We start from the raw sequence: 12,892 nt of genomic DNA on the forward strand, positions 1-12,892 counted from the left end.
CATGAATATTTTAAAGAAGTTTATCTTGATTGGATTTATTAGCTTCTTAGCGGGCTGTGATAACCAATTATTACTCAGTCAGTTAAGTCAAAGGCAAAGTAATGAAGTGTTGGCCATACTGCAAGAGCATGGTGTTGAGGCTACGCGTAAACAAGATAATAAAAACGGGGATTCCATTCGTGTTCAACCTAGTGATTTTGTTATCGCGGTAGATTTATTGCGCCAATATAACTTACCATCAAAAGAGCCAATAGAAATTATTCAAGCATTCCCTGGAGATTCTTTGGTGGCATCACCACAAGCAGAACGTACCCGTTTACTTTCTTTAATCGAACAACGGCTTGAACAATCACTGCTCACCATCCCCGACATTATTAATGCTCGAGTGCATGTCAGCTACCCATTAAATGGCAATAATCCGACCAAGCAAATACAAAATGTGTCTAGCTTGGTTACTTATTCCGGAAGTGAAGATCCTCAAATGATGATGCATAAAATTAAACTGTTTCTAACGAACAGTTTTGCTGAAGCAAATTACGATAATGTCTCAGTCGTCGTCGTCAACCGGCCACCATTACAATACCAAATTAAATCTGAACCAGAAAATACATTCAATCCAATTATAATCAGCTCAATTATCGCAACAATTATCATTCTATTTGCTATTTTACTATTACTGTGGCGCCAGCTAAGTAACAAAAAATCAGCAACTCATCTGATGGAGAAACCTGTTGATGGCAACGCTGACTAACCTACTAATTGAACAAGAAAATATTTTACTCGCGCCAGGTTGCTATTTCCATAGTGAATTTAATGGGGTCGGATATAACGACTTTCCACCTTTACTACAACGTAAACACAATCAGCAATTGATTCATCAATACTCATTGCCTTTACCCAATGAGAAAACTCCCTTATTGCCAAAAGTATTATCTGAACATTGGGCTTTACTACCGGAGGTAGCGTTAGGCTTAGGGGTTCTACTACACGCCGAACCACTCCCTTGGTGGGTTGAACTTTCCAAATACCGTGTATTACATACACGCTTAAGCCGCTCACTTTGGCAGTCGGAAAATCAACCCACGACGTCACCACAGGTACTAACTGCCCTTGGAGCACAACAGTTATTAATGTGTTTAGCTCCCTTTGGCACCACTTACACCCTTCGGGCAAAATATATGTTCAGTCTTGAAACTCAGCAACTTATACCGTCATCCGTAAAAACGATGCTACCTTGGAATACTATTGAAGAAACATGTCGATATGTCAGAGAAAACACCCCCAAATGTTAAACAGACGATGTCTGAAAAAGTTTTGATCAAATACCAAGCATTGAGTGCCGATAGATACCACACAATTATCACTCAACAAGCTCAAAAAAAGGCGAGTGAGCTATACAAACAAGCAAAACAACAGCAAGAAGCTATCTACCAAACCGCTTATCAACAAGGCTATAACGATGGAATTAAACAATTATTAACTGATTTTATTCATGCGGTAGAAACCAGTGAAATTCAATACCAAGAAAATATCAGTCAAAGCAAAGAACAGCTGATGAAAATATTGAATGATATTTTTGGTGATAACCATCTACAAGAGACGGTTGCAACCTATTTTGAGAGGCAATGTGTAAAAACAACCAATACAACATTACACTTACCTGAAAAAATGCAAACTCGTATTACGATAGGTGGTTCTGATATGAAGTTTTCAACCACGGCTGATAATACAATTGCCTTAGAAGTCGATAATAGAATCACCTACTTTTCCCCTGTCATTGCCTCTAAAAATATTTTTCCTCATGTATTTTCTGTTCCGACACAATGCCAAATTTTAAAAATGCATAAAAATGCCTATCAAAACTTGATAACAACAATAAATTCAATACCGGAAGAACACAAATATGCAGACTAATCTACAAACTAAGGTTATCAATCCTCAATATAACGGTTCTCAAATTCATACAGAAAATATTCAAAGTAAAATGACCTCAATATGGCAGGAGAAAAATATGGAGACCACAAATAAGTATCAATACAGCGAAAAAATAGATTTATCCCCTATAGAAAAAAATAAAGTTAACAACTTTATTGATGAGCTTAAATCAAAGGAAGATGACAAAATATTCTTTTCTCATGTATTTAAAACTATGATTGCATTGGGTAAAGATGAAAAACAAAACTTTATCGCTGGAGTTAGCCAAGCATTACAATCATCAAATGACCCAGAGCTAGTATCACTAAATAAAAAATTTAATCGCTCACTCAACCATTATATGTCGATCAGTTTAATGAGCACCCCTCTTAACAACCAACTTCGTCATAATATGACTAATATTGATTTGGAGGGTAACGGCGATGAGGATGAGGAACTAGTAATCTAACATTAATTTTTCTATCTCTCTCATCTTGTATCTATAATCCCTCGACTAATATTTATAGGTTTAGTGTATTTTTTTAATATCCTAAGCCTATTTATTTAGCAAAATATAAAAAATATAAAAAATATAAATAAAAATTGATATATACAACCTCTGAATATCGTTTAAATTCACTTCATCAAAACACATTGGCTCAATATCAAAAAGCGGTTTTATATTTTAAATATCTTATTTACCCTCGTTTTTTGTATTGAAATATATTCATAAATGATCAGGACAGATATAAATTATGACCGATTTATCAACAGTACAAAACCTTATGGATAACATTGACTATAATGAAAAAGAATCAATGATCCTCTTATCTGGAGACGTCGTGTATGACCCACTAAAACGTACACTTTCCCATGAAAAAAATGTCGTTAACCTTTCCGAAAATGAATCATGTCTGCTTAAATTATTATTAATAAAAACAAATAATAAAAGAGAAGTTATGTATGAAATTTGGGAAAAAAGAGGCACTATCGTAACTGAAAGTAGTTATTACAAGCTAGTCAGGCAATTACGACAATCCTTTAAAAAAGTCGATCTCGATGAAAATTTAATTATGACCTTACCTCGAATTGGTATTTTATATACAGGAGAGAAATCAGAAATGCCAACACTCTCAAAATATGACACAAAAAAAAGCCTTTACACCTATATACGATATTTTCTGCAGAGAATGTTTATTCGTTCATCACTATAACCAGATTTCATCAAAGAGAAAATTTAATGCTAAATATTAACCCAAATTTTTCAAAGAAATACTTTTTTTTATTATTTATACTTTTTATAACCTTCATGCTATCTGCTTGTAATAGTACTTTAATGAGTTATTTTACTCATACTCCCGCTTATAATATTAATGGTAATATTTATTCCCACTCTTATGATATTCCCGAAAATTCCACAATTACACTGTCATTGACCTCAATACAACAAAATGAAAACAACGCAAAGTCTAATCTGGATTACAGTTTAAAAACAAAAAGTGCAGGACGTAGTATCGCATTTACAGTCGCTCTTCCTGAAGAATTTCAATCCAAACGGTATACCTTAGGAATGAGTGCAAGAATTGAAAAAGATGGAGAACTAATCATGATGAGTAATAAACTAAGCCCAATACCTGAGAATATGTCTGAAGTAGTATTACTTCCTATGACCGCTATTTCGCAATAACAACGTTCATTTCGCCAAAATAAATTTAAAGAATTCTCCTCCTCTTAATGAAGAATGACATAACCCGCTCTCAAACCAGCCCTAAATACATAACATTGCTAGGTTGGTTATTGAGCCTCACTCATTTGGTTTTTCTAATAAACTCGGAAAATCTGCCGCCGAGCTTTCAATAGCTCGTTTCGCTAAGCTTTCTAGTGCACTAAATAGCTGATCAGCCTCTTGTTCTGGCAAATCCGCCGCTAAATAATCATTCCATTTATCTAGTTTAAAATTTAACTCATTCACAATCGTTTTGCCGAGCGCTGTCAACGAAACATGGTAAACCCGTTTATCGACGAAGCTATTCGTTTTGGCAACCCAGCCCTTAGCTAAAAATTTGCTCACACCTCGAGTCGTCACTGATTTATCCACAACCATCGCTTTCGTAATCTGCTCTAGGGTTGATGCATCATATTGATGAATATGTAAAATCATCAAACACTCAATTGCATTGAGACCATAAGGCTCTCCCATCCATTTCATATAATGGTGAGCTGCTCGGCTAATCACTCCAAATACTCGAGCCTGTTCTGTACGCATAATCCCTCTTTAGTTGATTTTATCAACCAATTAGTTGATAATCACACGGCTTTTAGTTGATATTATCAACTAAATACCTTTTTAACACCCCAAATTTACTCATATTCTATGTCAAAAATAATAACTTTACTGAATTCATTGGGATTCAACCCAGCACGCTTTCGTTTTGCCGCCATTACCGCTTGTGCATCAATTGCTGCGCTCTTTATTGCTCAATATTTAGAGTTAGTTCACCCCCAATGGGCAGCCATGACCGTCTGGGCTTCAGCGCAACCTTGGCGCGAAAATTTACTGGAAAAAAGTTGGTGGCGTTTTGCTGGAACAGTTTGTGGTGTGCTTGCCGGTGTCGTCTTAATTCAGCTTCACCTTATTCACCCGTTACTTTTCATTATTGGGCTAGCGAGTTGGTTAGGCATTTGCAGTGGTATCGGCCAATTACAAAAGGGCTTTGTCGCTTATGGCACATTTTTAGCAGGTTACTCCGCCGTGATGGTGAGTATGTTGAGCGTTCATATTACTGATAGCTTATTTATAGTCGCTTGGGATCGGCTATGGACCATTTTGGTTGGCGTGCTTTCAGCTGTAGTATTCAATTTCCTTTTTACCCCTAAGCGTGAACAAGATAATATCATTACCCTTAAAAATCAAATTGATACACTATTCTTCCAAATGCTACATGACTCACTTGAGAAAAAGCACCCAATTAAGCAACACGATATCGACTATCTTTGGCAAACCATGGCTAGCTATGACGAAATTTTAGAGACTCATCGTATTGGCTGGCGTTATCACCGCAAACAAGTTGCTAAAGCACGTCAAAAACTCATGTTTCAAAGCCAAATATTATTACACTTAGATAAATATCAATCTATTGCACCTTTTTATTTTCCTGCACTAGAGCCAACTGAGACTCAATGGAAACATATTTTATCATTATGCCCCGCTGGAGTACTGAAAACACTATTGATCCCACTTTACTATGCTATTTTTGGTAAATCAGCGAAACACTTTGAAAAAGTGGATAAACTGAAGCTTCATCAAGATAAAATTTCAGCGTGGCACGCCTTTGCTCGTTCTTTTATGACTATCGCTGCAGTTGGTTTGTTATGGTTGTGGACACAGTGGCAAGTACTGGCTTATCTTACTCTCGGTCTTTCAGTGATGTTGGCTCTATTCGCATCCCTCGATTACCCCGCTAGGTTTATGAAAAATATTTTTACTGGGCAATTGTTTGGCGCTATTACAGCGTTAATCTGCACATGGTACTTATGGCCTTTTGCCTCTTCATCATGGCAGATGACCTTTTTCATTATTCCAGTGATTATTAGTGGCGTTATCATTTTTTCCCATAACCGCCTAATTTTAATTGCGTTTGATTACATTATGGTTTCTTTAATTTTGCTCCAACCGAGCTATCCTTTTTCTCTTTCACTCCCTCAAAGTATCGGTAATGCCATTGCGATAGTTTCAGGCCCATTAGTTGCAATGGCTGCTTTCGCATGGATTTATCCAACCAACCCGACCAAGCGTTACCAGCAATTAATCTATCTCTCTGAGCAGCAATTTAAACAAGGAGTAGCGGCTCTAATTCAGGGCAATAAGCCTTCCACATCCCAATTCATGCACCGTTTATTTAGTGGATTATTGCTAGCAAAAAAAGCAAATATTCCTCACCCGCCTACATTTGATTTTTTTATAACTCGACAAAGTATTTGGTTGTATCTACTTATTTTGCATAAGCAATTTGCGCACCACGCATCAAAGAAAAGAGCCCTTATTACGCTTGAAAAGCGCATTCAACAAAATCGCTTTGACTTAAAGAAAATTTCCACACTATTTCAGCATTTACAGCGTAACGAAAATGATAATAAAGAACTTGAACAGCTTAAGAAATATGTAAAACACTATATGGAAAAAGAATATTGCTAATAATAAAATAAGTTCTTATGAGTACCCCGACTAAAGCAGGCATTAATACTTTATTTCAGACCTAGTCGTTTAGCTAATCGATGTAAATTAGCGATATCGACAGACAATTCTCTGGCACATGCAGACCAATTATAATGGCTTTGTTCTAATACTTGTGAAATGACTTTACGCTGAAAATCATCCGTTACCTCACGTAAATTTTTAGTTAGTGGTAAGACTTTCTGTGATGTTTCTGTAAACTCATACTTATTATTATCAAAGGTAAAATATTGAGGCTGTAAGATAATTTCATCAGTATCACTTGAAGCTCGAGCAAGAACAACGGCACGATGAATCGCATGTTCCAATTCACGTACATTACCTGGCCATGAATAATTGAGTAAATACCGTTGTAATGAAGGACTCAGTACCACACTGGATAAGCCAAAACGCTGGCGATATTGTTCACAGAAGAACCCCGCTAATAAAATAATATCTTCGCCACGTTCCTTTAATGGGGGGACAAATAGCGGAAATACACTTAAACGATGAAATAAATCGGCCCTAAACCGACCTTCTAACACTTCTTCGCGTAGATCACGATTAGTTGCCGCCAATATACGAACATTAACGCGTAAACTACGGTCATCACCAACACGTTGAATATCGCCATATTGCAATACTCGCAGTAATTTAGCCTGTAACGCTAATGAAAGCTCCCCTATTTCATCTAAAAATAAGGTACCATTATCCGCCATTTCGAATTTACCACTACGGTGGCTAATTGCCCCAGTAAAGGCACCTTTAACATGACCGAATAATTCACTTTCCGCCACACTCTCAGGCAGCGCAGCACAGTTTAAATAAATAAGAGGGTGATCTGCTCGAAGGGATTTTTCATGGATAGATTTAACGACTAGCTCTTTTCCTGTTCCCGTTTCTCCGCCGACCAGAACATTTAATTCAGACGCGGCAACAATATCAATTTCCTTTTTTAATTGTTGCATACGAAGAGATAAACCAATAATCTCGGTTTCTCCAGAAGGTTTAAATAGTATGGGTTTATTCGGTAATATATTTTGCTTTTCAAGCTGTTCAATAAGTAATGCATTATTTAGTGCTCCCGCAGCTAACGCGGCAATTAACCTCAGTGACTCATTGCTAAATGCATCGAATTGATCAGGTTCCATACCATCTAATGTTAATGCACCAATAAGATTTTGCCCCGCATACAAGGGTAAGCCGACACAAGCATGAACTTTTAGGTGTTGATGATGAGGAATTAACCCATCATATGGGTCAGGGAGCTGGCTATCAGCAGGAAAACGCACTACATCACCGGCTCTTGCAATTGCTTCTAGCCGAGGGTGCCCTGATAAAAAGAATCGACGACCTAAAACATCAGCCATTAACCCATCGATTGCTAAAGGAATAAATTGGCCTGATTCATAACGTAATAACGCACATGCATCACACCTTAATGACTGCCTTAACGTGGTAATCAAACGCTGAAATCGATCTGAATGCTCCATACCACTTTGTAATTCGATTGCAATCTTTGCCAGTGCCTCGACAGAAAAACCCATGATTCATTCCCCATTGTCAATTTGACAACAATTATAGTCATAATGACAACACTTAACATAGTCATTTTGACTATAAACTAAAACAAATTATTTTAATTTATTTAAAAATCAAAATGTTAAATATTGGCATGAATATTGATTATGTCTTCTTATACTCTAAAAGCTACAGGACAAAATTAATATGGCGATTCATGTAAAAAATAACATCCATTGGGTAGGTCAGCGTGATTGGGAAGTACGTGATTTTCATGGAACCGAATACAAAACATTAAAAGGAAGTAGTTATAATAGCTATTTAATCCGCGAAGAAAAAAATGTTCTTATTGATACTGTCGATCATAAATTTAGCCGTGAGTTTGTTCAAAATTTGCGCTCGCAAATTGATTTAAATGATATTGACTACATCGTCATTAACCATGCAGAAGAAGATCACGCAGGTGCATTAACCGAATTAATGAGCTTTATTCCTAATACCCCGATCTATTGCACAGCCAATGCCATTGATTCAATAAATGGTCATCACCATCATCCTGAATGGAATTTCAAAATCGTTAAAACAGGTGACACGCTCGATATAGGTAACAATAAACAATTGATTTTCATTGAGACTCCAATGCTACATTGGCCTGACAGCATGATGACTTATTTTACTGAAGATGCCGTACTTTTTAGTAATGATGCTTTCGGGCAGCACTATTGTGATGAGCGATTATTTAATGACGAAGTCGACCAAAATGAATTATTCGAACAGTGCCAGCGTTACTACGCCAATATTCTTACCCCATTTAGCCGCTTAGTGACGCCAAAAATAAATGAAATTTTAGGCTTTAATCTACCTGTCGATATGATAGCGACATCTCACGGAGTAGTATGGCGTGATAATCCAAATCAAATCATTGAATTGTATTTGAAATGGGCAGCAGATTATCAAGAAGATCGTATCACTATTTTCTACGATACCATGTCAAATAATACTCGTTTAATGGCGGATGCAATCGCTCAAGGCATCAATGAAGCCGACCCTAATGTCGCGGTTAAAATATTTAACGTTGCACGCAGTGATAAAAACGACATTATTACTCATGTTTTTCGCTCCAAAGCGGCACTGGTCGGTACCTCAACCATGAATAATGTCATGATGCCTAAAATAGCAGGTATGCTTGAAGAAATTACAGGCTTACGTTTTTTAAATAAAAAAGCCGCTGCTTTCGGTAGTTTTGGTTGGAATGGCGGCGCCGTTGACCGTGTTCAAACACGTTTGATGGATGCCGGTTTTGATACCGCATTATCTTTAAAAGCAAAATGGAAACCAGACACAAAAACATTAGATGACTGCCGTGAGTATGGGCGTAATATTGCTCGCCAATGGGCATTACCGGCATAAATTAAATAACAAAGTAGCATCAGAATTTTATGATTTTTTAAAGGATACCTCATATGCAATTTAGAGATAAAACACTCGGACAGCTCGCATTATCCATTCCTAGAGCTTCTTCTTTATTTCGCCAATATAATATGGATTACTGTTGTGGTGGCAAACAGACGCTGAGTCGCAGCGCAGAAAAATTAAAGTTAGATATTGACCTATTAGAAAGCCAATTAGCTAAATTAGCCACAGAAACGTTAGAACAGGATTGGCGCAAAGCCCCACTCAGTGAGATTATCGATTTTATCATTGTTCGCTATCATGATAGGCACAGAGAACAATTACCTGAACTAATACTACAGGCACAAAAAGTTGAACACGTTCATGTAAATAAGCCAAGCGTGCCAAAAGGTTTATCAAAATACTTAGAAGCATTACTAGAAGAGCTAACTAGCCATATGATGAAAGAGGAACGCGTTTTATTCCCTATGATAAAAAACGGAATGGGCAGAAACGCAGCAGGTCCAATTAGTGTCATGGAACAAGAACATGATGATGCTGGTGATATCTTAGAAGCAATTAAAGGTATTACCAATAATGTCACACCGCCACCAGAAGCCTGTACTACCTGGCGTGTGTTGTATAATGGCATCAATGAACTGATTGATGATTTAATGAATCACATTAACCTAGAAAATAACTTATTATTCCCAAGAGCACTCGCTGGCGAATAAATAAGTAAGGGGCTATCTATATAATAGACAGCCCCTTATTTAAAATAATTTTTAGTAAATACTAAAAATACCTATTTGTACTGTTGCTTAATTTCTTGCGAAACGACTAATCCACGTTTTGCTTCTTTTTCTGCAATTTCAACGGATAACCCGATATAAGATCTCGGGTCAAGCATTGCTTTAATTTCTTCATTACTGAATGCTGCTGATATCACACTATTTTTGGTCAAATTAGTATAAAAATCTTCCCCATCCGCCGCAGTTTTAATTGCTTCTTCATACAGAAGGGAATGAGCTTTATCTTTGCCTAATTTTTCCGCCATCTTCATCATGACATACTCAGTATTATCCAGCCCTTTGTTTCTCAAAACATTATGAAGCATTCTCTCTTCATGTGGCACAATCGTCCTAGAAAGCTCTTCAGTTCTTAGTAAAATTTCCGTGGTTAATTCCAAAGCTTCTTCAATTAACCCATCAAATAACATATAAGAGCTACTATCACCTTCATAAGGCCTTACCGCAGAATACATACCAACACTCGGTAAAGAATATAATTTCTGTGAGTTAGCAATAATTCCCTTAGCAAGTTTTGGGTTTATTTTATGCGGCATAGTACTACTGCCCACTGTTCCTTTAGTAAACCCTTCAGAAACCTCTGCAATTTCTTCTAACGTTGTGCTATAAACTTCTTCACCGATTTTATGACAAATATTGGCCATTAACGCTAAATTTGCCATATATTCAAGCTTATACGTACTTAAGTTTCTGGATGGTACTTCCATGGCTTCCATACCCACCAACTCAGCGACACGTTTTTGTACCGCCATACCAACATCAGGCATTGAGTTAAATGCACCAACAGCACCACCCATCATGATAGTGAAAACCCGTTTTTCACACTCTTTCATACGTTGGTAGCAATCAATAAAATCGCTGATCCACACCGAAACTTTATAGCCATAGGTGATAGGGATCGCATGACGCCCATGAGTTCTTCCCGGCATCACCATATGTTTGGTTCTTTCGGCCAAATCGGCTAAGTTTTCGATGATTTCACCGAGTAACAACATAAATTTATAATGTACGGTTTTCATCATATAGAGCTGTGAACTTTGCTGAATATTTTGCGTGGTAATTCCATAATGGATATATTTACCACTTTCCTCAGAGCAAGCATTCACTAAAACTTTCAAGAAAGGTACAAAGCCATGGCCTATTTTTTGGTAAATACGGCTCATTTCTTCAAAATCGATATTTTCGATAACAGCCTTTTCTTTAATTTCATCTGCCGCTGATTGTGGAATAAATCCCAGTTCCGCTTGAGCTTGGGCCAGCATGGATTCAAACATTAACCAAGTAGAATATTTTGCTTCATCAGACAATAAGTCTTTAATTCCACGGTCATCAATAGTTTTACTTTTAGAATCGTATAATGCTCTCATTTCGTATCCTTTCTTTATTTCTTCATTGCTTCATCAACAGCATTGCGAACAAACTCAACCTTTGGTCCATACACGACATGGACGTGGTTTGCCGATGGAAAGAAGAATGCGGTACATCCTGATTCCAACATTAAATCTTTATCTATTTGGTTCACTTCTCCAACATCAATACGCATACGAGTAATACAGTTATCTACGTTACGAATATTTTGTTTTCCACCTAATGCTTGGATTAAAATTTCTGCGATTTCGCCATATCGTTTTTCTTTAATTAAGGTATTTTTCAGATTACTCGATTCTTCACGACCAGGAGTTTTAATATCAAATTTAATAATTGCCCAGTAGAAAATAAAGTAAGTGACGACGGCTAAACAGCTACCGATAACAACCAAGAAGATCCAGTTAGTGTGTTCGTACAGTAGACCAAAAATAGTAAAATCAAAGACGGTTCCACGAATATAACCGATACCGACCTCAGCCAATGAAAGCAACACCGCACCGATACCGACAATAATGGCGTAAATTAAGTACAATAATGGCGCAATAAATACGAAGGTAAATTCGAGTGGCTCCGTGACGTTACCAAGCATGGCTGTTAATACCATAGTAACCAGCATGGATTTCACTTCTGCGCGGTTTTCTTTCTTCGATGTTTTGTAAATAGCAAGAGCAATTGCAGGGAATAGGAATAGTGTGACTAGCATTTGTTGCTGCGCCATAAAGCGAGTCAAACTTGGCATCATCGACCAATATTCACTATCTGGGCCTTGGTTAAATAGCACCTCAGTTAATGCGGGAACAACACCAACAAAGGTTTGTCCGTCAATAACATAAGTACCACCCGCCTCAGTAAATCTAAATAAAACGTTCCATACATGGTGTAAACCAAATGGAATAAATAAACGTTCACCACCCGCGGTAAAAAATGGCCCTACAGGACTTAAAAATACCGCCGAGAGTTTCATCAAACCTTGGACTAATACTTCCCAAATAAACGGTAATAACGCACCCACTCCAATCATTAAACCGATCATAATAATAGAAACGGATTTTTTACCAGAAAAGAAAGCAAATGCGGTTGGCAATTCAAGGTTATAGAACTTATCAGTCGCCCAAGCGGCAATCAAACCAGTAATAATCCCTCCTGCGGCACTGATATTTAAAGTTTGTATACCAAGAACTTTAATTTGCCCTACTTGCCCCATCATTGCAGGGTCTGCAAGCTTACCAGTAAGCACTAGCCAAATATTCATGGTGATGATCAGCGATAAGTAGCCGACAACCGATGCAAAGACGGCGATCCCCTTATCTCGATGGCTCATACCATAGGCCACCCCCATAGCAAACAGTAGGGGAATATTATCAAAAATAACACCCGCGATTGAACGAATGCTGACAAGTAATGCATTAACCGTTTCATTTCCGAGAAAAGGAAAACGTGCAATCATATAAGTTTGCACTAATGCACCACTGATACCCAATATCATACCAATAGGTGCTAAAACACCTATTGGAAGGAGTAATGTTCTCCCAAAGCGTTGAATAGATTCACCAAACTTTTTTCTGGCCATACTGTTTCCTTATGACTTCTATTATTAGAATTAAAGGCATACTAGCTTGGGGGAGTTATAAAAGAAATGATGTCACGGTTTTAAAAGTTATCTTAGGTCATAACT

The 12,892-nt window shown here is 37.3% G+C and carries 12 protein-coding genes and 1 pseudogene; 9 read left to right on the top strand and 4 right to left on the bottom strand.

The features are described 5' to 3' along the window. Window position 1: 1 nt before the first annotated feature. From sctJ to PSF31_RS11225, 6 genes are all read left to right on the top strand, one after another. Window positions 2–751 (top strand): type III secretion system inner membrane ring lipoprotein SctJ, encoded by a 750-nt coding sequence (gene sctJ / locus PSF31_RS11200; RefSeq protein WP_096863499.1) that lies wholly within the window; start codon window positions 2–4, stop codon window positions 749–751. Then, window positions 735–1,292 carry a hypothetical protein gene (locus PSF31_RS11205; protein ID WP_096863498.1) on the top strand — a complete coding sequence of 186 codons (558 nt, stop codon included), beginning with the start codon at window positions 735–737 and terminating at the stop codon, window positions 1,290–1,292. The genes sctJ and PSF31_RS11205 overlap by 17 nt, the downstream gene beginning before the upstream one ends. Beyond that, window positions 1,264–1,914: a hypothetical protein gene (locus PSF31_RS11210; protein ID WP_272683193.1), complete on the top strand. Its 651-nt coding sequence runs from the start codon at window positions 1,264–1,266 to the stop codon at window positions 1,912–1,914. Before PSF31_RS11205 ends, PSF31_RS11210 begins: the two co-directional genes overlap by 29 nt. Next, a complete protein-coding gene (locus PSF31_RS11215) occupies window positions 1,904–2,383 on the top strand; it encodes a hypothetical protein (RefSeq protein WP_096863496.1) in 480 nt (159 codons plus the stop codon). The genes PSF31_RS11210 and PSF31_RS11215 overlap by 11 nt, the downstream gene beginning before the upstream one ends. A gap of 316 nt (window positions 2,384–2,699) precedes the next feature. Continuing rightward, entirely contained in the window at window positions 2,700–3,128 is a 429-nt protein-coding gene (locus PSF31_RS11220) for a winged helix-turn-helix domain-containing protein (RefSeq protein ID WP_272683194.1), read from the top strand. 26 nt (window positions 3,129–3,154) lie between these two features. Further along, the gene (locus tag PSF31_RS11225) at window positions 3,155–3,601 is read left to right on the top strand and encodes a YbaY family lipoprotein (protein ID WP_004263072.1); all 447 of its coding nucleotides are present in this window, start codon (window positions 3,155–3,157) and stop codon (window positions 3,599–3,601) included. A 117-nt stretch (window positions 3,602–3,718) separates the two neighbouring features. Here PSF31_RS11225 and PSF31_RS11230 read toward each other — a convergent pair whose 3' ends face one another. Further along, complete coding sequence (locus PSF31_RS11230) at window positions 3,719–4,180, bottom strand: MarR family winged helix-turn-helix transcriptional regulator (protein ID WP_096863494.1); 462 nt, start codon at window positions 4,178–4,180, stop codon at window positions 3,719–3,721. Between the two features lie 108 nt (window positions 4,181–4,288). On the opposite strand from PSF31_RS11230, the gene PSF31_RS11235 reads away from it, so the two are divergent. After that, window positions 4,289–6,109, top strand: a complete 1,821-nt coding sequence (locus PSF31_RS11235; RefSeq protein ID WP_164561256.1) for an FUSC family protein — start codon at window positions 4,289–4,291, stop codon at window positions 6,107–6,109. 50 nt (window positions 6,110–6,159) lie between these two features. Here PSF31_RS11235 and norR read toward each other — a convergent pair whose 3' ends face one another. Next, window positions 6,160–7,674, bottom strand: a complete 1,515-nt coding sequence (norR, locus tag PSF31_RS11240) for a nitric oxide reductase transcriptional regulator NorR (RefSeq protein ID WP_096863493.1) — start codon at window positions 7,672–7,674, stop codon at window positions 6,160–6,162. 181 nt (window positions 7,675–7,855) lie between these two features. On the opposite strand from norR, the pseudogene norV reads away from it, so the two are divergent. Together norV and ytfE are read left to right on the top strand one after the other, a co-directional pair. Next, window positions 7,856–9,049: pseudogene (gene norV / locus PSF31_RS11245) on the top strand (anaerobic nitric oxide reductase flavorubredoxin); the annotation flags it as partial. A gap of 62 nt (window positions 9,050–9,111) precedes the next feature. After that, entirely contained in the window at window positions 9,112–9,774 is a 663-nt protein-coding gene (gene ytfE / locus PSF31_RS11250; protein ID WP_164561257.1) for an iron-sulfur cluster repair protein YtfE, read from the top strand. 71 nt (window positions 9,775–9,845) lie between these two features. Here ytfE and PSF31_RS11255 read toward each other — a convergent pair whose 3' ends face one another. Then, window positions 9,846–11,216, bottom strand: a complete 1,371-nt coding sequence (locus PSF31_RS11255; protein WP_096863492.1) for a class-II fumarase/aspartase family protein — start codon at window positions 11,214–11,216, stop codon at window positions 9,846–9,848. A 14-nt stretch (window positions 11,217–11,230) separates the two neighbouring features. Beyond that, complete coding sequence (locus PSF31_RS11260) at window positions 11,231–12,787, bottom strand: PTS transporter subunit EIIC (RefSeq protein WP_096863491.1); 1,557 nt, start codon at window positions 12,785–12,787, stop codon at window positions 11,231–11,233. Window positions 12,788–12,892: the final 105 nt, after the last annotated feature.

It is taken from the genome of Providencia sp. PROV156 (assembly GCF_028480905.1).
Classification (GTDB): Bacteria; Pseudomonadota; Gammaproteobacteria; order Enterobacterales; family Enterobacteriaceae; genus Providencia; species Providencia hangzhouensis.